Annotated in this window: 10 protein-coding genes; 1 reads left to right on the forward strand and 9 read right to left on the reverse strand. The window is 39.9% G+C overall.

Translation table 11 applies throughout. The features are described 5' to 3' along the window. Positions 1-113: 113 nt before the first annotated feature. A complete protein-coding gene (locus G7051_RS15490) occupies positions 114-1,901 on the reverse strand; it encodes an L-fucose isomerase (protein ID WP_166201674.1) in 1,788 nt (595 codons plus the stop codon). Positions 1,902-2,117: 216 nt separating this feature from the next. Between G7051_RS15490 and G7051_RS15495 the strand changes: the two genes are divergently transcribed. Then, positions 2,118-2,975, forward strand: coding sequence for an AraC family transcriptional regulator (locus tag G7051_RS15495; protein WP_166201676.1), 858 nt, complete (start codon positions 2,118-2,120; stop codon positions 2,973-2,975). A 5-nt stretch (positions 2,976-2,980) separates the two neighbouring features. On the opposite strand, the gene G7051_RS15500 is transcribed toward G7051_RS15495, so the two are convergent. The 8 genes from G7051_RS15500 to G7051_RS15535 form a co-directional block, all read right to left on the reverse strand. Further along, positions 2,981-5,272: a DUF5703 domain-containing protein gene (locus G7051_RS15500; RefSeq protein ID WP_166201678.1), complete on the reverse strand. Its 2,292-nt coding sequence runs from the start codon at positions 5,270-5,272 to the stop codon at positions 2,981-2,983. Positions 5,273-5,643: 371 nt separating this feature from the next. Then, complete coding sequence (locus tag G7051_RS15505) at positions 5,644-7,077, reverse strand: sialate O-acetylesterase (RefSeq protein WP_166201680.1); 1,434 nt, start codon at positions 7,075-7,077, stop codon at positions 5,644-5,646. 2 nt (positions 7,078-7,079) lie between these two features. Next, a complete protein-coding gene (locus tag G7051_RS15510) occupies positions 7,080-10,433 on the reverse strand; it encodes a glycosyl hydrolase (RefSeq protein ID WP_166201682.1) in 3,354 nt (1,117 codons plus the stop codon). Continuing rightward, positions 10,430-13,306 carry a glycoside hydrolase family 2 protein gene (locus G7051_RS15515; RefSeq protein WP_166201684.1) on the reverse strand — a complete coding sequence of 959 codons (2,877 nt, stop codon included), beginning with the start codon at positions 13,304-13,306 and terminating at the stop codon, positions 10,430-10,432. The genes G7051_RS15510 and G7051_RS15515 overlap by 4 nt, the downstream gene beginning before the upstream one ends. Positions 13,307-13,313: 7 nt before the next feature. Continuing rightward, entirely contained in the window at positions 13,314-16,568 is a 3,255-nt protein-coding gene (locus G7051_RS15520) for a glycoside hydrolase family 2 TIM barrel-domain containing protein (protein WP_166201686.1), read from the reverse strand. A 40-nt stretch (positions 16,569-16,608) separates the two neighbouring features. Continuing rightward, complete coding sequence (locus G7051_RS15525; RefSeq protein ID WP_166201688.1) at positions 16,609-21,060, reverse strand: malectin domain-containing carbohydrate-binding protein; 4,452 nt, start codon at positions 21,058-21,060, stop codon at positions 16,609-16,611. A gap of 14 nt (positions 21,061-21,074) precedes the next feature. Continuing rightward, positions 21,075-23,720 (reverse strand): glycoside hydrolase family 20 zincin-like fold domain-containing protein, encoded by a 2,646-nt coding sequence (locus tag G7051_RS15530; RefSeq protein WP_255493388.1) that lies wholly within the window; start codon positions 23,718-23,720, stop codon positions 21,075-21,077. A 163-nt stretch (positions 23,721-23,883) separates the two neighbouring features. Further along, positions 23,884-25,911: a glycoside hydrolase family 127 protein gene (locus G7051_RS15535; RefSeq protein ID WP_166201693.1), complete on the reverse strand. Its 2,028-nt coding sequence runs from the start codon at positions 25,909-25,911 to the stop codon at positions 23,884-23,886. Between the last annotated feature and the right edge of the window lies 1 nt (position 25,912).

Here is a 25,912-nt window from a genome sequence, read left to right on the forward strand (position 1 = left end):
ACGGCTAAAACGAATAAACGTAATGTTTATCCGTTTTAGTGTATGGTTACTATTGTTTTAAGTATAATTTAACAGTAATGTTTATATTCAGTGTCAAAAAACGGTTTCAGACCTTATTTGTAAAGAGGTCCGTAAGTTTGACAGGCACGATAATCGGCACCTTCCTTATCCATGCCAAAGGCACTCCATACAGCAGGACGGAAGACATCTTCTTTATCGACATTGTGCATCGAAATCGGAATACGAAGCATGGATGCTAAAGTGATTATATCTGCTCCGATATGACCGTAACTGATTGCTCCGTGATTTGCTCCCCAGTTGTTCATCACAGAATATACGTCTTTGAAGTTTGAATCTTCTGTTAAACGAGGTACAAACCAAGTTGTAGGCCATCCTTTATCAGTTCTGTCGTCTAATATTTTGTGGATTGCAGGGTCTATGTCTACTGTCCATCCTTCAGCTATTTGAAGTACAGGACCAAGTCCCTTGATCAGGTTCAGACGAGCCATTGTACAAGGCATACCTCCTTTGGTAAGGAATTTGGAAGAAAAACCCCCTCCTCTGAAATATTCACGGTTGGCTGGCATCCAAGTGGTTGCATCTAGGCAAGCTTTAGCTTCTGCTTCGCTGATATCCCAGAATGCTTTCATGGCAGGATTGCCATCTTTGTCTGATTGTTGACCGGAACCGTCTAATGTTGCAGCACCCGAATTGATTAAGTGAATCATTCCATTAGCCGCTAAACCTTCTAGTTTTTTTCCTGTAACACGTTCTACCGCGTCAGGACTCCAATATGTGCGAACATCGGCAAATATTTGTGCCGTATTGGTCAGTAAATAACTGAATAGCATCACAGTTCCGTTCAAAGCATCATTTTCGGTTGCCAACATATAAGGAGCACGAACACCTGTCCAGTCGAAAGACGAATTAAGAATAGCTTCGGCAAAGTCTCCGTTAGGATAAAAATCTGTCCATTGGCGTTGACCTTGAAAGCCTGCTGCAATAGCATTGTGTCCAAGGGCTTCTTCACCAAATCCTAATTCTTTAAGTTTAGGATTTCCTACCATTAAATCTCTGACAATAATAGCCATTTTGATAACGAATTCCCAGTCTGCATCTTTTCCTGCTCTGTCTTTGGCGAGGTCTTTTCGGTTAATAATATCTTCGCCTTCTTTACAATTTGCTTTAGCCCAAGTGAGAGCTTTTTCGTATTCTTCTTTATCGTATATTCCTTCGGTCATACGGCGTATGATTTCGACTTCGTCGATACCTTCGCAACGCATGCCTAAATAATCTTCAAAAAAATCGGGACTTACAATCGAACCGGCTATACCCATACACACAGCACCAATCGACAGATATGATTTACCTTTCATTATGGCTACTGTCATTCCTGCACGTGCAAAACGTAGAAGTTTTTCAGTAACATCTTTAGGAATGGTAGTGTCGGAAGATTCTTGTACATCATGACCATATATGCCGAATGCGGGTAATCCCTTTTGTGCATGTCCTGCTAAAACAGCTGCCAGATATACAGCTCCGGGACGTTCTGTTCCATTAAATCCCCAAACAGCTTTAATCGTATGCGGATCCATGTCCATCGTTTCGCTACCGTAACACCAACATGGGGTAACGGTGATCGTAACGCTTACACCTTCTTTTCTGAATTTTTCGGCACAAGCTGCACTTTCGGGTACACGTCCTATGGTTGAATCGGCAATTACACATTGTACGGGAGTACCATCGGGATATTTAAGGGTCTTACTGATTAGTGCAGCTACATTTTTAGCCATGTTCATGGTTTGAACTTCGAGCGATTCGCGTACACCACCCATACGACCGTCTATGGTTGGGCGTATACCGATTTTAGGCCATTCGCCTTGAAATCTGTTTTTTTTCATGATATTTATTATGGTTAGATTAAAGTAAGGTCTAAGACCTCTTGGTTATTTCATACTACTGATAAAGCAAATATATATTTAATATCTGACGATGCCTTTCACTATTTCGACGGAGAAGTAGTATAATATCGATATTGTGCGTGGCGTATTATCTCTTATTGATTAAATATAAGTATATTTACATATTACAGGTGTGATATTAAAACGACATGTCATATGCTTAAATCGAATGAAGAACTTAGTCTTATCTTATTAAATGTAGGGTATTCGGAACTGAATGCCAATTGGAACTGGAAGAATGTATGCAGTCCTTTTGCCCGTATATATTATGTAAAAGAGGGGAGAGCCAAAACAAAAATTGGTGACAAAACTTATTTGCTGGAGCCTGATCATTTGTATTTAACACCTCCGTTTACTTTGCATGATAATGAGTGCGACAGTTATTTTTCGTTGTACTACATCCATTTTTACGAAAAAGTTATAAATAAGGAGTCTATATTTGATACGTACGATTTCCCGATAGGCATAAAGGCTTCCTTGCTGGATCTATCATTAACACAGCGATTACTAGAAATAAATCCCGATAGGTACTTGCATCATTTCGATCCTCAGTTATACGATAACCCGCCTATATTTTCTCAATATATTGCCAATAATAATAAGATGCCTTTACATTCGAGTATCGAAACGCAAGGTATTTTATATCAGCTTATGGCGAAATTTCTTGAACTGATAAAAATGAAATCGAATAATAAAGATATTCGAATAAATAAAAGTCTCTTATACATACACGAAAATATAGATAAGGATATTTCTATCGATCAATTGGCAGATATTGCCTGTATAACCGAAGATCATTTTATTCGGTTATTCAAAAAGGAAATGAATTATACACCTACTAAATATATCAACTTGAAGAAGATGGAAAAGGCTCAACTTTTTCTACTTACAACAAACTTGCCTATTCGAAGTATTGCATTCGATTTATCAATAGATAATATTTCGTATTTCAACCGTATTTTTAAACAACATACGGGCAAAACGCCCACTCAATATAGAGAGGAATATAAATAAGTAGACTACATTAAAATGATGTCTTTCCTCCTGCATTCCGGGGTTACCTTCAACAACATGATTTCTCCGTTTTCAAGTTTACATTCTATTGTTGTGTTATAAGGTGCATGCAGTTTGAAATGTACATTCCATGATTTATCCCATGCCGGAAGAAGAAATATTTTCTTCCCATCTGTTTGGAGTAACATTTCCTGTAAGGCAATCATACCGCTGCCTCCCCAATTGTGATCGGGAGTCCAGTCATAACCCGGTCCCCAGAAAGCCGGGAAACGTGTTTCTGCACTTTCCAGCTTTTTGATGAGTAAATCTTTTGCTTCATCTATTAACCCCAATCGTGCTGCCCAGATAGCGTCTTGTTTCCATCCAACATGACTCCTGAATTTAATGACGTCTTTATCGTATTTCCAAGTGTTCATGGCAATATCTAAATTGGGTTTAGCTACACCATAAATCCCCCACGGAAAAACGGGATATAATTGTGGTGTTTCTACATTATTCACCCTTTCCCAAAGCCATGCAGGTGAAATAGTGGTATGTCCATCAATTTCCCGTGTGTGAATTTCCGGTATTCGGTTTAGAAATTCAGTAAAATAGTTTCTTGTAACAGTATCAGATTGTATTTCGGATAACTCTAATAATCGGGAGCTAACTGTTTGCAAGGCTGCGATTGTAGATGTAGCATTGTAAGCCATCTTATAAGTCTCGCAAGCCGATCCCGGATAAAGGACTAGCTTCTCTTGCTCATCCAAAGTTTTACGACCTCGTTGTCTAGCCAGATATTGATAATGCTCGTCAAAGAAGCGTAGTGTGCTTTTGATTAAAGGTATATACTCCGAAATATCTTTGCCAGTATATCTTTGTTTCTCCAGTATCATAAAACAAAACTCAAGAGCTGTATCCCATTGATACTCTAGCCAAGCATTGTATTCCATTCCTTTATCATACGATTCGGGGCGTTTCCAGCCATATTCACTAGGGTTGGGTAATCCGAAATTTTCTATTTGCTCTGTAAAGCATGCTCCTCCATGTTCCCAATAGGTTTTGCTTCGTAATTCGGCAGTGGGCAGGATGCGATTATAGAAATCAAATTGAGGTTTCATCATATCCGTATCGCCACTTTTCAGCATGGGGAAATATACTAATCGTTGATTTTGTGCAGTATGAGTTCCTCCTCCCCACTTACGGAAATCAGGTGTGAAATTTAAAGTACTATCGGTATGCACAGGATCATACGTAAATAACCCTCCATTGAATTTAGTAGGATATTGTCCGTACGCATTACAACCCAACATATAACGGAAAAGCTGATAGTTACGGGCTATTTCGAAACCTTTATCATCTTTCTTATCGGATTGAATGTGGATAAAGCTTCTGTTCCAGAATTCTTTCCACCAAGCTGCGTTTTTCTTCAAATCGGAAATGGCAGGTTTATCTAAAGCCGATTTCCAATCTGCAATATCTACTGTTTGTGCGGTATATAACTGTATCTTTATTTGACTGTTTTTAAGAGGTCTTTCACTCTCCAGTTTCCATGCTTTGTAGTCGGTATCTGCATATATTCCATCTGAAATACTATTTGCCTTATATTCCTTTGCTGTGATTACTCCTCCAAAGGTTAGATTTTCCAGAGGGTTGAATATCTGAGATTTTACGGCATCTAGTCCTTGCTGTTTAACTGTAGCATCAAAGGCTGTTTCTGCGGAATTGCGATGATAGAAAACGATTGTATTTCTATCGAACAGGATTTCGTCTTTATTGGTTACTAAATCTTTTGGAGCAGCCCATTTGTAGGAATTCTGATTACTTTCGTTCTTCCGTAATAATCTGTCCTGATAGCGCCAGTTTTCATAAAAAACTTCTGTCTTTAAATTTTGATTATTGGAAATATCCACATTGATAATTGGATTAAAAACATCTGCCCAAATATGAATATCGGATGAAACCGCCTTATTCTTTCCTTTTATAATAATATGCCCTTCTTCAAGTTTTAACTCCTGACTAAATTCACCTCCATCAAATGGATTAGGTGTAAGGCGTATGCGTATACGACCCAATTTCAGTAATGTATTATTCTCATCAAAAGTTCCACTTCGGGAAAAGTAAAAAAGTATATCGCCATTCTCTACCCAGACATTCATACCGATGTCTCCGCCTCCGCAAGGCATACTTTCGGAAGAATTTTTACTTTGAGTATTCCAGACTATGTTATAATCAGAGATACTCTGTGCCATTAATTGAATGCTACAGAATATTAGAAAGAGTACAAGGGGAATAGAATATTTACTGTTATATCTCATAGTTATAATTAGCTATAGTTCTGTTTAATATCAATCGGGAGTTGAAAACTTGTACTATAAGGTCTCATTCATTCGTTACAAAAAGTAAACAAATCAAGTGACAAAAGTAACTGTCAAATGACTAAAAAGTGTCACTTTTGAATGTTTTTCAAATGTCTGTATATCAGACTAAATATATAAAAGATTACAAAGGTTACAAAAGTGACACTTTTTTACTGCTTTGTTTTTTCTTGTTTATTTTTTTCGATTCGGGCAGAAACATAGGTTAGCCTCTATTATGATTTGTTGACTGTTTATTGTTCTTACTATAGATAAACTCAACTACTCGCATACTTGCCAAATCTATAAAAAGGTCAAGACCTTAAGTTTTTTTATTCGTCCCAATTGTCGCTTCTAAAAGAGGATAGGGGGAATCCTTCGGTACTGAACAAGTCACCTACTGCAAAGTCTTTGAAAGCGTATCGTACCGCAACAGGCTTACTCACCTTATCGGAAGAAACTTCTACTTTGCTGCGCTTAATTTCTGCTTTGGCCGGATAGAAAACCTTGTCGGCTCCTGCTATTTCGAATTGCTTTAATTCCTGACCATAAGCAGTGAGCCACATAGGTGCATTATCGAACGAAAGTATAGCTTTGTTTTCTTCAATTACCATTTCTTTGAAAGTGGGACTATCGTAAGCAAAACCTGTCATTCCATAGGTTTTTCCCAGTGCCATCATTGCAAGGCGTTCGCCTCCCACTTTTTTATCTCGGGGATGAATGCACTTTTCTTCTCCTATATCCATTAATACAACCATTCCCGAATTGGGAATTATTTGTGCCGATTTATACTGTGCTTCTCTCAAAAAAGCAGAATTAAATTTACCTCCTTGCTTTTCTATAGGAGCAATAGAAGCATAATTATAAGGTGCTATCTGGCAAAAATAAAAAGGAAATTCTCCTTGCCTCCATATTTTACGCCATTCGCTGACCATCTTTTCGAAAAGTAAAGAGTATTGATCGGGGCGTTCATAATTAGACTCTCCCTGATACCAGATACATCCTTTAATTGTATATCCTGCTATGGGATTTATCATACTATTGTAAAGCATTATTGGTGTTCGGTTAGGTATTTTGGTGTCTTCTTCCGATGATGGAAGTTTTATATCATTAAAACCTGAAAGCATATCTTTACTCATCCATGCCTCAATTGTAGAACCTCCCCATGCTGAGAGAATCAATCCGACAGGAACATCCAGCATCTCATTTAATAATTTGCCGTAATAATAGCCTGTGGCACTGAATTCTTTAATCGTTTCGGGAGTTGCTTCTGCCCACTCTCCGATAATATCATCCTGAGGACTTAAAGAAGACGCACGCTTAACTGTGATTAACCGTATGTTTTTATTTTTAGATCTTAAGATCGCTTCATTGCTTCCCGAAACAGGTTGATTTTTAAATCCCTTCATGGGCATTTCCATATTCGATTGTCCTGAACAAAGCCAGACTTCACCAACAAGCACATTATTAAAAATGATACTATTTTTATTATCTGCTATAGAAATAGTATACGTTTGATAACTACCTGCAGGTGTTGGTATTGTCAGATTCCATTTTCCCGAATTATCTGCTTTAGTCGTATATTTTTGTTTCGACCATGACTGTGAGATATTTATGGTTTGTCCTTTGTCTGCCCATCCCCATAATTTGACTTCAGTATTTTGTTGAAGCAGCATGTTATTACTAAATATGGCAGGCAATTTAAGTTCAGCATGTAATGCCAAAGTTATTATAAATAGCAAAAGAAAAGAGCTTATCTTTTTCATAATTAATATTTTATTCTGTTGATTTTTACAGTTCCGATAAGTCCGCTTTTGACCAGATTTTTTTCAGTAAGTCGATAGCGGGCGTTTGTCCATATTTTTTGGCTGTCATATTTCTCCGCACCAAAATTTTCATCACCCATTATGCGGTTTGCCCATGTATTAGCGACTGATATTTCGAGTGTATTGTTTCCGCTTTTTAAAGCATCGGTTATTTCCACTTTATAGGGTTTTGTCCAGATGATACCGCACGATTTTCCGTTCACTTTTACTTCAGCTAAATTGCAAACTTCTTCTATCTCGAGATAATAACGTGTTTTTTGATCGGAAGTCAATTTAAAGTTATTTTGATAAAGTGCTGTTCCTGAGTAATAACGAATTTGCTCGTTTTTATGTGTACTCCAATCAGTCAGATCGTTAAAGATGACAGGCTCTTTTGTCCCTCGTGATTTTTCATCGAATAATACTTGCCAAGGTGTATTAATTACAATAGGAGAATGTATCTCAGTTACTTTCAACTGGTTTTTTATTTGGTCAGTCGGAGTTTTTAGTACTATGAATACCGATTCGTTAGCGTCTAGTGTTAAGGATACATTCGTTCTTTTGTTTTGAATATTCCATTGAATATCGGTTGAGATTTCACCTGTTACAGGATTCCATCGTTCGGGTATTCTTCCCGAAGTTCGTAACGAAATTTCAAGTTGTCGAAGTGTATCCAATTGGTTCGATATAAAGTAAATATCAACACCATTACCTTGCCGATGCGTGTAAGCAACATTTGTAGCGTATTGAGAAGAGTTATTTTCTTTTACAATAAAGTCTCGTTCTATACCTATTTTATCGAAATTTTCATCCATATAGGGCAGGTTCATTGCACGGAAATTATTCCAGGTTACATGATCTTTCTTTTCTTTATAGTTCAATGTTTGAGAAGGAAGTTCTCCCATCAATATAGTTGCTCCCTGTGCTGAAAGTTCATTGATTTTATGAGCTACTTCTGTTGATATACGCTCGGGATTAGGTTGCATAGGATGTTTTCCCGGAATAACTAACGCTGCATAACTCATGCCATTAGAAAGTACAATGCGACCATTTTCTACTTTTGCTGAATTAAGAAGTACATCGGGGTTAAAACTGTCGTATTGATAACCTCTCAGTGCATTTACCCAATTTTCAGCGTTGGTAATATTCGAAGAATGATTTACTCCCACAGGCATTTGACGGGTAGGTTCTCCTACATTGGCAAGGCGTATTTTTTCCTGTTGCACTTTTTCTTCTCCAAAAATACCGGGTAAAAAAGGAACTAATCTATCGGGAAGTAAAGCCCGGCGAGGAAGTTCTTCTCCTGTGAAAACGGCAATATCTATTACAGGTTTCCCAAATTGTAATAGTGCCTGACAGCGTTGTGCATAGTCTACCCATGCTTTTCCCAATTTCCACCACGTTTGGTCACGTTGAAAATATAAACCGATACCATCTAAAGTCATACCGGGTTGACGGTCGAGCCACGGATTCAGTACATTTACGTGATAGCTCAGACGGTTTATTCCCAACGCATAATGTCGGTCTTGTAAAGATTTAAGCATGGCGGGATGCTCATCAAACATGGTACGGAGTTGTGTAAACGCTTCGGCTTGAATGATATTCTTTCCATAGATGTGTCCTCCCGAAATAGCATCAAGTACATCGTTTGGTTTGTCATGTGTAGGGCTTTGCAGCCAATATTCACCCATAGGGAGATCGGTATTTTTATAATGCATCATTCCATCGCTCATCATGGTAGGTGATACACATTCGGCACTAAATTGACAGCCCTTGGCATTGGCTTCCTCTTTCAATATAGCATAAAATTTATCTACAACCAATTCTGATATTGTTTGGCGTATATCGTATAATATTCTTTCTGATGTTTCGGTACTTTCTATCGGAATACCTGCCATAACAGGCAGATATGGATATATGTCGTACCCTCTGCGTTTTTTGAATTCCTCCCGAAAGTTAGACGACCAGTTTTGGCTGCCACACTCCCAACTGTCTACATGGAATACTTTCAATACACGTGAGGCTAAATCTTCACCGGATACCTCTACAGCTTTTCCAAACCATGAATTAAATTGTAAACGGATGGCTTCGGGATTAAACTTGTCGCATTCCAGTCCTGCTCCTTTTCCGCCTGTAGCATTGGTATGACCTGTTGATGTATGCCCCATACGTAAGATAGTCCAGTTTCCTTTAGGAGCTTTCCAATTTAGTTTTCCGTCTTTATCCAGATATTGAGTAATATCAATTATTTGTTTAGGATCAACGCACAAGTCTGTTGTTATTTGCTCATTGGTTGTTCGTGGGCTAACTCTCCATGTCTGTGCACTCTTACCTTCGTATTGATGTATGCGTGCTTCGGATGATAAGCGAATCCCTTTTATTTTAAGAGACTGTTTCCATTTCGCAGCATCCAAATCCTCAGAGCCCGGTTCTGTTCCCGATTTATGATACAAGAAGCGGAAATAACGGGCTGTTGTAGTGGGTATGCTATTCGTCATCGGAAAATCGTCGTTTTGCCATCCCTGGCGTGGAGGTTCTAATTGTACAATTTTGCGAAAACTCACACCATCATCACTGGCTTCAATAGTAAGACGTTGTCCTTGGAAGCTTCGAGGTGGAGCTTGTACCTGCACGCTTCGGCAAGTGAAAGGCTTATCAAATGCGTATTGTATCCAACAAGGCGATTCGCTGCGGAAAGTACCATCGCTGTTTTTATCTGCTAAAAACTGAGGATCAATATCAGAAACATTAGTCGTTACTTTGGGTTTCATTGTTTCTGTTGAGATACCTTCACCCTGTGGGGTCGGATAGGCGAATACGGCAATGTCTTTATAATACCCTTGGTAGTTTTCGGGCTGGGGAAGTAATAAGTCAGTTATAGTTCCACCTTTTACATTTGCCTTACTCCAGACTACTTTTTGCATGGATAATTCGGGTGTAATCCAAGGGCCACCTGCAAGGGCAAATCCGTCACAAATGTGGAAACCCAATTTCACACCTACACGGTCGGCTTCTTCGAAAGCAAATTTTACCATTTCCCACCAAAGGGGACTCAGTTGTTCAACTATAGGGGTGATGAATGGTTTTTCGGGAACTCCTTTTATGGGCATGAGATATGCTCCCGCTATTCCGACTTCTTTCATTGCTTCTATATCGGCTGTGATTCCTTCTTTTGAGACTGCTCCTTGCATCCAGTACCAGAACACCCACGATTTAGACTCTTCGGGAGGCGATGTCCACAATTGACGCAAGTCTTGTGCGTAGCTTAGGTTTAAGCTAAGGCAAAACAGTAAACAGATTGATAATATTTTTCTCATAATCTTTTACTTGTTTCGAATTTCAGATAAATACTGCCTTGTTGCAAACCTGTTACCCATTGAGCCTGAGAAGAAGGACCTACCAAATCGGTCGCATTTACTTTATTTCTTACAGCAGGAATTACTTTCAATACAGAAATTCCACTTTGAGGAATGGTGTATAACAAGGCATCACGACCATCCCGAGGGGTATATACTCCCAGATAATTATTTTCGTTAGTATTACCTAAGCAGATAATTCCTTCGCTGGTATTGATATCTGCCCACTTCCAATTATTGAAATAGCCTTTAAATTCGGGGTAAAGAAACGATTCTCCGGGAATAGGATCATTATAATCATTTTCCCATATTCCGAAATTTGTTCCGTGTAAACGGTTTTGCCATACACGATAAGGACCTTCGCCTAACCATCGTTTTGATACGACTTGATTTTCGGGATAATCAAATTTTATACCCATCAGTTCCACAACTCCTTCGTATTGATAACTGTAATCTAATCGAATAGTTCCGTCCGATTTAATTACCCAGTGTGCCTGACGCATATTCCCAAAATAATCGGCAGTAATTGTGATGCTATCTGGAGTATTTTTGAATGTAAAATCAGTTAACTTGTTTTCTCCCGAAATATCAGTGTAGATGCGTTCTTTGCTGCGTGCTTCAGCATCGTCATAATTATAGAACACATCTTTAGAACGATCGCTACGGCGGGCAGCTATAAATCGGGGTCCGTTTCCAAAAGAAATATTTTTGTTGTTTTGCTTTACAGAGCTTAATTCTCCATTTTTTTTGCTGAATGTCAATATTGTTGAACCTGCTGTTACAATAAGGTTATCAGCCTCCTCTTTTGCCGATAAGTTGGTCTTTCCTTTTGAAAAGTAATAGTATTCAGTCGGCTTTTTCCATTGCCAGTCCCATGTCCATAGCTCTTCGTTAGTTGGGCTATAAGCTGTAAAATATAAAGCATCGGAGTTTTTCCAATCGCGGGGAAGGTCTATTTTTAATGTTCCCGAGGCATGAGGGGCAATATCAATGCCTTTAATTTCGCCCGTCTTTACTGTTTTTGCTTCACCATCGAACGATTTAAGCACCCAAACGAAACGGCAATCTTTCAGATTGGTAAAGTCGTATCGGTTTTCTATATTTAGAGTACCGTCAAAATTATCGGGTAGGTTTGTAGTCATTATTTGTATGGGCGACCATACTTGTTTTACGGTATAAAAGCTGCCTTCTTTTTCGTGATGAGGTCCTACAATACCGTCTGCCGCGTAGTTACCCACATTATCGATACGTCCGTTTTGATCTGTTCTAACAACTCCTTCGTCGGCAAACATCCAGATAAAACCACCTGCACAACGGGGATGTTTACGCATCATTTCCCAATAATCCCACAATCCGGCACCTGCACCGCCATCGTATAAGCCGTGAAGAAACTCGGTAGGCATAAAAATTTCGGGCAAACGCATATATTCCTGACTTTCGCCATACGAACGGTAGTGCATGGTTTCGAATCCACCGAAGTTTTTTTGTGGATGCAAAACAGGTCGTTTCTGCGGATCGAGTGGTGCAAATTCTTTATCTATTTCGAGATTATGACCTCCCTCATTTCCATTTGCCCACCAGGTAACAGATGGGTGGTTAACATCTCTTTTCACCATTTCGTGTACAAGTTTTGCACCTACATTGCTGTCGTATTTCCCATGCCATCCGGCAAGCTCTACCATTACATACAAGCCTAATTCGTCACAAGCTTTTAAGAAGTCGGGATCGGATGGATAATGAGACAGGCGAATGGCGTTCATGTTCATTTCTTTGATGAGTTTTACATCATCATAATTGTCTTTTTTGCTGAGTGTTCTTCCAGTTTCAGGACGAAAACTATGACGGTTAACTCCCTTTATCATAATCTTCTGACCATTGACATATAAACCATCGCTCGGACGTACTTCAATGGTGCGAAATCCAAAACGTTCTGTTACGGTGTGCAGTACTTTATTGTTTTGCATTAATGAAAATTTCATGTAATACAGACTGGGTGTTTCAGGCGTCCAATTCTTTATATTATCGAATTTCCCTTTGATAATAGCTTTATCTGATCCTCCTGTGATGGGAGTTTCAATATTCTTACCGATTGACTTTCCATCTATATCAGTCAACTCAGCAACCACTTTAGTATTGTTACCCATTGCTAAACCTAGAAATACATCTGCATAAAAACTCCCATCTGCATCTGCATCAATAGCTGTGCGGTCTATAAACTGAGCGGGAAGTGCTTCAACAAATACAGGGCGAAAAATGCCTCCGAAGTTCCAATAATCGGCTCGTCTTTCAGCCATGTTCACACTTGGGTTTGCTGATTCTTTACTGACGGTTAGCTCAAGAGTATTCTCTTTTTCCCCGAAAAATATGCGATCACTGACATCACTTTTGAACCGATAAAATGCTCCCTGATGAGGGTATCCGCAACGACGACCGTTGATTTGAGCTTCAACATCGGTCATTACCCCATCAAACACTATGCGAACTGTTCGTCCTTCCCATTCTTTAGGCAGCTTAAATTTATATTTGTATTTACCTTGCTCGTTGGCTATTCCTGGAGGATTGGGTTTGCCATAAAAAGGCATTCCATATTGATATGTGCCAAAACCTTGCAACTCCCAACAAGAGGGCACGGGAATAGTTGTCCATTTGCCACTGTTGCGTCCATCGGTACAGAAAAACTCCCAATCGACAGTATCGTCCGAGCCTGTCCCCGACAGATATTGTATGCCGGTTTCGGTGGCGTTAAATGTTTGGTTTTTATTTTGTGCGTTTACATTTTGCGAAATAAAGATTCCGAAGAATAGCACAAAATGAAATAGTTGTTTTTTATTCATAGTTTTTTCATTTCAAAGGTTCGATAACAAATTTCAATTCATGTGTTTTTTTCTCGACAGCATATTTCTTTAATACTCCCGGTCCGCAGCTGCTATTTCCAAGTCCCAACATGATAGCATCGAGAGAAAGTATCACTTCTTCTCGTGGTTTCAACAAATAAGCATGAGTAGCAGCATCCAAATCTCCTGCCGTAAAATGCAATGCAGACCCCGACATATTTTCGGATAAGGAGGTGATTGAAATACCTTTTCCGTTTTTATCGGTTAGATTTATCCATCGAATACCTTCCTTATTGCCTGTTTCCTGTGGATGCGGATACGGTACATATTGGTCTGTAACGGTACTTGAATATACTCCAATGGGGCAACTTGTCTTCCGATCCGAATAGTTTTCGTAAGGGCCGTGACCATACCATTTAATATTTTCTAAATCGCTGTTTAACGACATTACAACTCCCAATCGGGGCAATTCGGGTAAATCTCCTGATGGTGTAAAGGTATTATCGACCTTTATGCTTCCATTTCCATTGATAGTCCAGAGGCATTCGTGAATGAATTTTCCATTTTTAGCAAAGCTTTCGGCAATGGTTTTTATTTTGATAGATGAGCCGTTCTCTTCTACTATTTCAGCCGATTTTACAACTCGTTTTAAGCTGTCTAACCCTTGCTGTTTCCAGTCTTTGGCAAGCCAGTTTCCGAATCCTTTGTCATTATCAATAGGGGCACGGTATCCTTGAAATATGAGAGGGGAGACAATCATTTCTTTGCCACTATATTTTAAGGACGATAGATTGCCATTTTGCATATCAAATACAGCGGAAAAATCTTTTCCCTGCACTTCCATCCTATCAGCGTACCTATCAATTTTAGAGATAGGTGTTTTATCGCTTAATACCGCTAACTCTTCTCTGGCATCTATACCAAACTGCTCAAAAGCTATTTCAAAGCTTTTGTTTGCCCAAAGCGTATTTTCTTTCAGATGAAAACTTACTCGTAACCAATAGTCCGAATTGGGCTTTACTTTTATCGGTTTTATGGGTAATTGCATATCCCGTTTCTCTCCCGCCGGAAGATTCAAATTAGCAATTATACCCTTTTGTATAGTGTCTCCATCGGTAATAATTTGCCACCTCATTTCGTATTCGTTGAGGTTGATATGATGATTACGATTGGTTACATATAACGATGCTTCATCTTTATTTAAAACTAATGGCTCGATAAGTACAGGCTGATATACTTTCTTTACTTCGAAGTATTTAGGAGTGGTTTCGCGTTCTGCAAATACAATTCCATTAAAGCAAAAAGCTTTCAGATTGGGTTTGTCACCGAAGTCACCTCCATACGCCATAAAGCGGATGCCGTTTTCGTCGGTTTTGTATAGCCCCTGATCTACCCAATCCCATATAAATCCTCCTAGCATCCTTTTATTAGAATATATTTCATCCCAATATTCTTTGAAATTTCCTAGAGCGTTGCCCATTGCATGAGCATATTCACTTGTAAGCACAGGGCGATTATCAACCGTATCTTGGGCGATACTAAGCAGACGTTCCCAACGGGCATTTTCGGCACGTTCTTTATCTTCCCCTGCCTTGATATTCGGATTGAGGTATTCTTGCTCTACTCGTGGATAAAACCGACTGATTACATCTACCGTCTTGGGATCGGTAGGCGTACCTTGTGCCCCTTCGTAATGAATAAATCGGGTAGGGTCGAAATCTTTAAACCAAGCTGATATAGCAGCAAAATTAGGTCCATAACCTGATTCATTTCCCATCGACCAGCATAGTATCGAAGGATGGTTTTTGTCTCGTTCTGCCATGCGAACAGCCCTATCCATAAATGCGGCATGCCATGCGGGATCGTTAGCCAGTTGTCCTCTTAAGCCATGTTCTTCTATGTCGGCTTCGTCCATAACATACATTCCGTATTCGTTACAGAGTTCGTACCATTGCGTATTATTCGGATAATGGGAAGTACGAACCGCATTGATATTAGCTTGCTTCATGAGGATAATATCCTGCTTCATTCGTTCGTAACTGATGCTTCGCCCTGTGGCAGGATCGTGTTCGTGACGATTTACTCCGCGTAAGCGAACAGGGTTTCCGTTAATCAAGACTTGCCCATCCTTTATTTCTATGCTACGAAAACCAACTTGAGTATGAACTGTTTCAACGACTTCGCCTTTATCGTTTACTAGACTCAAAACTAAAGTATATAAGTTGGGTGTTTCGGCTGTCCATTTCAACGGATCAGAAACATTGGCTTCTAACCATGCAAATTTAGCTGCACCCCGTTGAGGTGTTCGATCGTTCATAACTGCCGCTTTGTAGTCTGTATTGAGTACGGGTAGAGCATCCTGTTTCAAAGTATTTGCAAATACAGGATTGTTTTGTGCATCATATAATTGAGCTTCGATATTCCAACCTTCGAGTTTATTTCCTTTGTACGATTTCAGTTCGGGTTTTATTTGCAGACTTACATCTTTGTAGTCTTTGTCTAAAACAGTCCTCACGGCAAAATCCGAAATACGAACATTGCTTGTTGAGTAGAGAAATACATCTCGATGAATGCCGCTTGTTCGCCACATATCCTGATCTTCGAGGTAGCTACCATCACACCAGCGATACACTTCTACTGCCAATTGGTTTTTTCCTTTTTGAACGTAATCTGTTATATCAAACTCGGAGGGTTCCATACTTCCCTGACTATATCCTACCTTTTTGCCGTTAATCCACACATAAAAGGCACTCTGTACTCCTGCGAAATGTATAAATACACGGCGATCTTTCCAGTTCTGCAGAAGATCGAACGAATGCCGATACGATCCCACCGGGTTGCGTTTTTTAAAAGCTGTATATTCGGCTTTAGGTTCGCCCATCACACGGGGAGGGTCTATTTTAAAGGGGTATCCTGCACTTACATAGATAGGTGTACCGTATCCCTGCATTTCCCAATTGGATGGTACAGGAATAGTTTTCCATCGGCTGTCATCGAAATTCGTTTGATAGAAATCCAATGGTCTTTTATTGGGGGTGCTTACCCAGTTGAATTTCCAGTTTCCGTTGAGAGATATAAAATAAGGCGATTTTTCCCTGTTGCCTAACAGTGCTTGCTGAGTATTGGCAAACGGAATAAAATCGGCTCTTGCATCTTCTCTGTTTATCTCCAATACCGATAAGTTTTCCCAATCGGGTTTGTCGTATTGTGCGAAACCCGAAAAACTGGCTATTAGGAACGATATAATTAAAAGTTTTTTCATCTTGTATCTCTTATCTTGTAACTTGTAACTCGCAACGACCTCATTGCATATCTAAACCATCGAACCAAAGTCCGTTCAGGTTTTCGCCGCTGATTACTATCCTGTAATGCCCCGCATTGATATACGCCCCCGTGGTGGTGCTTACCATACGCCATTTTTCGGGAGCAGATGGAAACTGAATATTATCTTCACGCATTACTCTGTCATCCGAAGCCAGTACCTGAATTTTAGCAATAATAGGTTCTTTAGTCACATTCATATACTTGAAGCGGAGAGCATACACCCCTGCCAATCCGGGCGAGATAGTCCATGTAATGCTGTGCTCTCCATTTTGTGTAATCTTCATTCCATCTTTTTTACGATGGTTCACTTTTGCCCATCCTTTGCCTTTGGTAATGGCCTCTTGTGCTCCGTAAGCAATCTCGGGGCGAAGGTTTGGTTCTTCTATCCAATCGATTTGAGGAACGGCTACTATTGGTTTATTTCCACTGATAGTAATCGGCTCATTTTTAGGATATGATTTCTTTACAAAACCGGTATCTTCTTTGATATAAATATCAGCATTGTCTGTCAGGCTGAAACTGATCTCGTTAGAACCTACGCTCGGAATTATATATTCTGCTCCGTATAATAACGGAGGAAGTATTTTGAACTCTTTACCTGTATCGAGCCATGATTTTTGTGTACCTCCTTTTACATTGGTAATCAGTTGAGGCGATTGTGGTGCAGGTTTTATACTTTGATTTGTTGATGCGATAGCAACAGCCGAAAGAATGGCTTGCCCTGCCGTTGTATTCGGAAAAGATATTTCGAGTAATCCGTTTTTAGCAGATGCTTTAACCGTCTTTTTCAGTAGTTTGTCGTGCCCTGCCTCTTTCCAGATATCCAGATTTTTCAGAACAGTATCTCCGCTTATTGCAACGTTAAAAATGCGGTATCCTTCGCAATCCATACTTCTGTCTGTTCCCCACCAAGGTTCTATAAAATACATCTCTACTAAATATTCGCCATCGGGTAGGGGGAATTGGTATTTCAGTTCGTGGCGACCGTAACGGAAAGTCCGGAACAATTCCCAATCTTTAGTGCCTTCAATAGGGTCTTTGGTAACTCGTTGTGAGCCCAAAAAGTTGGGTAAGTTACCAAACCTGTCGGTCCACGAAAGAGATCCCCAGTAATTCCCGTCTTTTTTATGTACATCGGCAGACCAAAGGTTTCCGTTTTCGTCTGTAAAATCGCCCCCTCCGCAATTGACACGGTAGAGGTAATTATATCCATCTTGGGGTAAAGTCTGATTCGTTACATTTTTATATAATTTGCCAAAATCGGGCGATTGAGGCAGGTTTTCCAAAACTATATAATCTTCGGCAACGGCTTTTCCGTTAACGTATCCCACCGCATAAAGTACATTGTAACGAATATCCGCGTTATCCCACTGAAAATGTGTACCTATTCCGCCTTTGGTAAGTTTGCCCAGCGATACGGATTTTACATCGTTGAAGAGTTCCACTTCGTCGCAGTTCGAATATACAATGATGCTGTCTTTCTTGCCTGCTTGGGTCCAGCGATGGTTCCAAGTATGCGAAACCAGATGTACCATTGGCGATTCTTCTTTCGGCACATAATTGGAGCGGTACATATAATATACATCCAAAGGTTCTTCCCACGGAGTAACTAATCCCTTGTAATTGAAAGGCCCGATGCGGTCTATATCCCGAAATCCTTCTTCGTTCTGTATTCTACCGGGGTTGTCGTGTGAATTGTATATCCATTGGAATTGTCCGCAAACACTGTCCCTGGCTTGTTCTGCCAGTCGAATTTTCATTTCCAGAAGAAGTATCATTCTATCCTCACTCCATATTCCATCTTGTTTAAATCCCCCTTCGGTATGTAGTCCGATACTTCTCCATGCACCGTATTCACCGTTGAGCAGTTGTTCTTTTTTGCTGAGTTCTTTATCGTATTTATAAGGGTCGCCTCCATAAGTTCCCGACCAATTTTGTACCACGTTCCAGTCTGTTCCCGTACCTCCGTTACAGGTTGTAACCAAGCGTTGTGAAGGTGAAGTGGGATCCATTTCACGTATAATTTCAGTACACTCTTTGGCAAAATCTTCGGGCAGTGTGCTTTCGTTTTGTAATCCCCAGAGAATAACCGAAGGGCACGAACGTCTTTCTTTGACCCATTCGCGAAGATTGTTCTTAAAGTTCTCTCTGAATTCGGGTGTGTCGTACCACACGTGAGCCGATAATTGTGTCCAGAAAAGTATTCCTGTTTTATCCCACATATTCTGATAGATAAGGTTGTGAGGTTGGTGTGCATCGCGAAAGGCGTTGAATCCTCCGGCTTTCATTTGACTGATGCGTGACAATATCTGTTCTTCGCTGAAAGCGTGGCTGTCTCCCAACACATGTTCGTATTCGCAAACACCATTTAGGAATACAGGCTTACCGTTCAGATAGAAACGTTGATCGCTATTCGTCCGATAGACAGGCCACGAAATCCACCGGAAACCGTAAGGGGTTGTTTCCTGGTCTATGGTTTTCCTGTTTTCTTTTATCATCGTTATCAGTTTGTAGAGATACGGGTTTTCGATATCCCACAAATGCGGGTTTTGGATGTCCTTACTCTTTTGGCTGATAGTCTTTATTTCATTCGGTTTTAAGGTTACTTTATCCGTAATGCGTTCTATTTGAATACCGTCTTTGTCTACCAGTTTCTGAATAACTTCGAAAGTGCGTTCTTTTGAACTGTAGTTTTTGACTTCGGTATTTACATTTAGCGTAAATGTTTTTTTGTCATTACCCGTAGGTTCGTTATTCCACGCATGAACACCGAAAGGTTCTATTCGTACATCGTCAGTAACAACTAAAGTTACAGGTCGGAAAATACCCATAGGCTGAGAACCTTCCGAAAAACCCCATTCGGACGAACAACCGCCGCATACCCAAGGCGAATCTGAAATCATAGGAGGGTGGTCTGCCTGAACCGCCAATATATTTGGCTTGTCAAAGTTGACAACATCGGTTATATCTAAAGTAAATGTGGTACGCCCTCCCGAATGATAGCCTACTTTCTTTCCATTCACAAATACGGTTGCGTACGAACCGACACCTTCGAAATAAAGAAAATATCGTTTGTTTTCGCCTTGTTTTTCTACATCGAAAGTTTTTCTGTACCACGAATACCCATGCTTATTTCCATGTTTCAAGCGACGGATACCTTCGTATTTGTCCCAATTGTGAGGAACACTTACCCGTTCCCATTGAGTATCGTTATAAAGCGGATTTTCGAAGCCTTTGTGAGTATCTCTGTCTGTTTCATTGACGGTAGTTTTCCAACCCTCATTTAACGAAAGTTCTTTTCTGAAAGTCTCTTTATCGGGTTTTGGAAAGCGGATAAGGCTTTTGCCCATATCTTTAGAAGTGGCTAGAGCAATTCCCCGCTGATTGTTTTCGTTTACTCCACAATAGAAGTGATATACCGTTCCGTTCCATTTCACAACGTACGATTTATGTGCAAAAAGATTGTCGTATTTTTCAGACGGGATAATCAAATCTTCACCATCCCAATCAGTCCAGGTGACTAAGTCATATGAACATGCAAAGGTATTGAATGCTTTGTAAGGGCGGTCTTTGCGGAATGCACTGAAATAGAACATCACATACACATCGCCTATCTTTTGAATCACTCCATCGCCCGTAATTCCTTCTTCGTGGTTTACAATGGGGTTGCCTTTGTAGCGTTTCCAGTTGACCATGTCCTCTGACAAGGCAATGCCGATACGTTCAGCCTTTACATTATTGGCAGGATTGACTCCGCCCGCATTGTAATACATAATGAAAGGGTAACCCAGTGTTTTTTTCTTGTCCCAGATAACGGACGATTTGTATTGTGTTATATTTTCCCACCAACCTTTATCAGGGTCAAGAGGAGAGAGAACAGGTTTTTCAAAGTATTTCCATTCGTGTGCTTTGTTTATATCTCCATCGGTGTAAGCAATACCCTCTTCGAGCCTGCCTTGTTCGTATCCTTGACCAATCCCTCCAAAGTATGACATCCAGTATTTATTATCGTATTTCTGAGCCTTGTAGTTTCCGCCCCATTCGTAATCAATTAAGGAGATATATCCACCCCGTTGGTTTTCGTCCCATCTGCCGCTTCCTGCTTTAGGGAATGACATTATCCGTCCAAGTGTTTTCCATTGTAGCAGGTCGTCACTTTCGGCAAGCCATGTTTCATAGCCACGTCCGTCTTTTCCTGATTTTCCGTTATAAACGAGGTATGACATATACCATCTGCCATTTTCCCGAAAAAAAGTTGGACAATCCATTTTGCGCTTATTATCCGAAGGAGCAAGCACCAGCCCATATTTGAAGGGTGTTTTTACTTCTTCATATATTTTTCGCATTACATCTTTGGTAACTGTCTTTTGTGCCGACAGCAACGATATAGAGGTAATACACAGCAGTATGGTAACGAATGTTTTTTTCATGGTAGTGTAATTTATCAATAAAATAGCCAGTCGATTTTGCTCGATGCATCTTGACCTCCAAATCCTGCGTTGTGAGGGGTTATTTTTTGACTTGCATCAATAAATCCGAAAATCAGTAAAGCTCCTTTCCCCAGATTCAGCGTATTTTTTCCGGCAGGAAAAGTATAGGTATGAATATTAACAGAACCCCTTCCGGGGATGTCTAGGGCATTGGCTATTTTCACATCTCCTTGTTCGTACTGATTGGCACTGGCATCAGTTTCCAATGTAGGAGCTTTGGCATATTCTTTACGTTCAGTATTCAGATATCCTACTAGTAGGCTGACAGGCTTTTGGCTCTCGAAAGATATAGTTGTACCTTGTTCGGCTTGTTGATCCTGACTAAAACGGATGGGTCTCATATTTTTCAGTTCAGGAGAAAAATCTCCGATTACAAAATCTTTGTCCGAAAAAACTTTTTCGCCTTTTTTGATCGTATAAGCAATGCCGTCTTTATTGTCTAATTTCACTTCAACAGGTTTTAAAAGATCGAAAGTCTGATTGTCAGAATTTCCATTCTTTTTGATAAACTCTACATTTTTCTTGAAGTTTGCCAATTCCGCCTGATAATGAGGAAGCAATTCTTCCCATGTTTTATTTTTCGCATCGTCTCCTCCAATCGGAATACGGCGTTGAGCCGTTTGCATACTATTTGCATACAGATAAGCATCTTTAGTAAGATTTACCAGTTGTTGGTAGTATTCCAAACTTTTTTCGATATGAGGAATAGCTTTCTCTAAGTCTGCAACCCGATTCGAATGTGTATATTGAAGTATAAGCATGGCAGCCTGTACTTTCTCCGAGAAGAAGTTGGCAAATGCCTGATAACAATACATATCATTTTTCAGGCGGTTAAACTCTTCCTTGTTCTTGCTTACTTTAGATGCCGCTTTGTCTATGGCAGCAACAGCAGCATTGCCATGTGCCACAGCCTCCGAAATAAGTTGAGGAGGGGTTTCGCCCACATGAGGTTGTTTGTTCCATTCCTTGTTCATATAATCGATTAGCAATTCACCTTCGGGTCCGCACGATTCATGAAATCCGGGATATACCTTCCATTTTGCTGGATTTACTAACTGGCTTAGGAACATTCCCAATAACAAAGTTTGCCTGTTTCCTTCTGTAATACCGAATTTGCGAAGTAGTTTAGGTGCTATTTCACCCGACTGCTCGTAAGCTTCGAGAATGTCTTTTCCTGCTTCGCCGCAATCGTACATATTACCGATTTGTTTTGTCCAGTATTTGATCTCATCGCTTCTGTCACGGTTTCCATCCCACGCATAACGAGCCCATGCCTGATACCATATCCAGTCTCTTTCTATTTCTTTTAAACGAGGATCGGTTTTATCGGCAGTATAAGGCCAATCCCAATAAGAAGCTTGCGGATAAATATGAACTGCATTTGCCCCATGTACATTATGCATAGCATGAACCACTTTCTGAATAAAATCAGGCGATCCCCAGCGGAAAGGCTCCAGATTAGCCAAAATATGTACATTTGAGATATGTACCGAACCTAGACTGCTAAGGTCGGTATGTATCTTAGACCACGAACCACGTGGTTCGTATGTTGTCAACGATTCACCATTGTATTTGTGCATGGTGTATAGGTTCTTGTAAAGGGGTAGGGAAGCCTCCATCACCATTTTAGCATCAGTATCGTGTGCCCTTAAAACTATCGGAGGTTGATTGGTCGTTCCCAGTTTAGCTAATCCGTCCTGTACTCCGGGAATAATTGTTTTAGTGAACCATTCTACGTCGTCTTCGTATGTATCCATCGCTTCTCCCAAGCAAACTAATAGTCCGACATTGGGATATTTTTCTATAAATGCAGCTACCGATTTCCGTGTATAATCCGATATAAGAGGAGTAATAGGGCGGCTTCTGTCTTGTGTTTTAATGCCGTGATGTTCGGCGAAAGGTTTTGATACTAAGATATTGTAAAACATTTGTATGACCCAGATACCTCTTTTATCTGCTTCTTCTGTGAGGAATGCGAACATATCTTCATTCTTCTTGAATGTTTTATCGTCAACCTCTACAGCATACGGATAATCGTCCAATTTCACTAAAGAGGCAAAGGGATGTCCGTTCCATAGATATAGGGAGTTCATTTTATTGTCAACCATCATATCCAGATATTCGATCCACAAGGCTTTATCATAGAACCAAGGGAAAGTTTCGGGCGTATAAGGATATTCGTATACCGTTCTGTCGGGCAGATAATACGGTTTTTGTACGCCTACACACGAACCCCGAAGAACCATTTCGGGTTTATCGGTGATGTTGAAATTAGCAGGTAATTGTTTCTCTTCTTTGATTTGTTTTATCACTTCAATACAACCGTACAGTGTGCCCGAAGCATCATTTCCTTTAATGTGAATAGAGCCGTTTTCGGATTTAATTGTGTATCCTTCTTTTGCCAGTGAATCGGTTTTATTCTCGCTGATGGTAATAACGTGACTGTCTTTATTATCGTTTACAGTTTTAATATAAACTGTATATTTAGCTTCTTCTAGAGCCGATTTTAATTTATCAATACCAAAGGTTACACGGGTTGAAGGATTCTCTTCAACTATGATTGTTACTTTTTCCGTTGAACACGAAATAAATAGAATCATACAAAGAACTGCAAATATTAATTTGTGCTTCATAATTTATAAATTTAGGGTAGGGGGCGCACCCAGTTATTATTTGAGCTAATGCGATATTTAATATAAAAGTTAAAAGTTATAACTAGCTATAAGTGTTTTACTAACCAAAGCAATAAAAAGGTCTGAGACCTTATCTTTTTAAATTCATCCAGACAGTCATATCCGATTTTCCTCTGTTTCCCCACGCATAATAGGGAATCAGTTTTATCGAATTGAGCTTTTCTATGGGAGAAACTTCACGATACAGTGTGTTGCTCCAATTATTATCTTCGATATACGCTCGTCCTTCTAAAGCCATGAACTTACTATTATCTATATTCATTTGAATAGGAGCAAGCTTAATATCAGAAGGAATAACCACTTGAAATATATCTTGTTTCGATAAGTCGCTACTTTCCAGACAATATACAACAGGGCCTCTTTTAACAGCAATCTGATTGCGTGTTTCTTCCACCAATGGGTTTGTTTCTATGAGTTTGGCTTCCATAGGTAAGTTTAATTCTACTTTGTCACCGTCTTTCCAGTTTCTGTTTATTTCAGCGTAAGAACCCGATGTAATATTAGCTTCTTGTTTCTGCCCATTGACAGATATTGTTGCTCCTTTACACCATCCGGGAATACGCATCGAAAGTATAAATGATTTCTTTGGAGCTTTATCAATGGTTAATAAAACTTCCCCATCCCAAGGATAATCAGTAGTTTGAGTCACTTGGATGTTTTCGCCGTTTTTTAGATTGGTTTTTAATTGGCTTCCTCCATAAAGGTTTACATATAATCCGTCTTCCGAAAGATTATAGACATAATTTTGTACTTCGGATATAGTTCTCACCGTATTTGGAGGGCAGCAATTAGATAAGGCTATGTAAGGAATCCTACCACCTGCCCAGCGCATGGTATACGGAAATTTATCGGAAACTGCCAATGGATTTGTATAGCAAAAGTCAAGGCCATTGAGACTCACGCCCGATAAAATACTATTATAAAGAGTCAGCTCCACAATATCCGCATATTTAGCTTCCCCTGTGAGTTGAAGCATTCGCCAGTTCCACAGTAGATTACCAATATTAGCACACGTTTCGTTATGTGCCGTCATATTAGGTAGTTGATAGTCTCTACCGTATGATTGGTGTGTTTTTTGTACAACAGAAGGCTCATAAGATGTTCCGTTGGGAGATACTCCATCGTAAAGAGCACCGCAAGCTCCCGTGATGTACATTTTGGTATTCACCATATTGTCCCAGATCAAATTCAAAGGACGAAGTAATGATGTGTCTCCCGTCTCTGCATATACGTCTGCTACGCCTGCATACAGATAGTTTGCACGCACGGCGTGCCCAATCGCTTTGGTTTGTTGACGGAACGGAATTCGATCCTGATTGTCGTCTGTACCGTTTTCCATCAATCCTCTGATATCAATAAGGCTCTTCGATAATTCCAGGTATTTTGGATCACGAGTAGTGCGGTACATTTCTACCACACCCATATAATGTGAAGGGCAAATTGCATTGCGAGCCAATTCAGGCGATGCCGTTTTATAGAAATTATAGAGATAATCGGTTGCTTTGACAGCTACATCCAATAAGCTGCGCTTTCCTGTAACCCGATAGTGGAGGCAGGCCATAGTCATTAGGTGTCCCATGTTGTAAGTCTCGAAGTTTAATCGGTCATCGAAAGCTTTTGCTTTTTGACCGTTTTTACGTTCTTCGATCATAACGGGTGTATGGATATATCCGTCTTCACGTTGCGATTTAGCAATAACAGGGATAATCCTGTCCATCAATGCCATCAGGTTTTTATCTCCTGTGGTAGCATATAAACTTACCAAGCTTTCGAATGCTTTGTAGAAATCGCCATCGTGGAATGGAGGACCCACGTGCGATCCGGTATCTAATCGGGCTGCAATTTCGAAATTTTTAAATGAATGGCTGATACTTTCATCCATATATGTTTTCATCAATTCGGGCGACATCGATTGTTTGCAGATTTCAAAGCGATCTGCCCAAAATCCGTTTGTCCACTTAACATCGCTCATACCTACGCCTGAAAGTTTTGCATACGGGCTTTGAGAGGTATTTACCAGACTTTTATTTTGAGCGACTAAGGTGAAAGTACCACTCAAAAATAGTGCGGATAAAAATATATAGCTTAATTTTCTCATT

Source organism: Dysgonomonas sp. HDW5B, from assembly GCF_011299335.1.
Classification (GTDB): domain Bacteria; phylum Bacteroidota; class Bacteroidia; order Bacteroidales; family Dysgonomonadaceae; genus Dysgonomonas_A.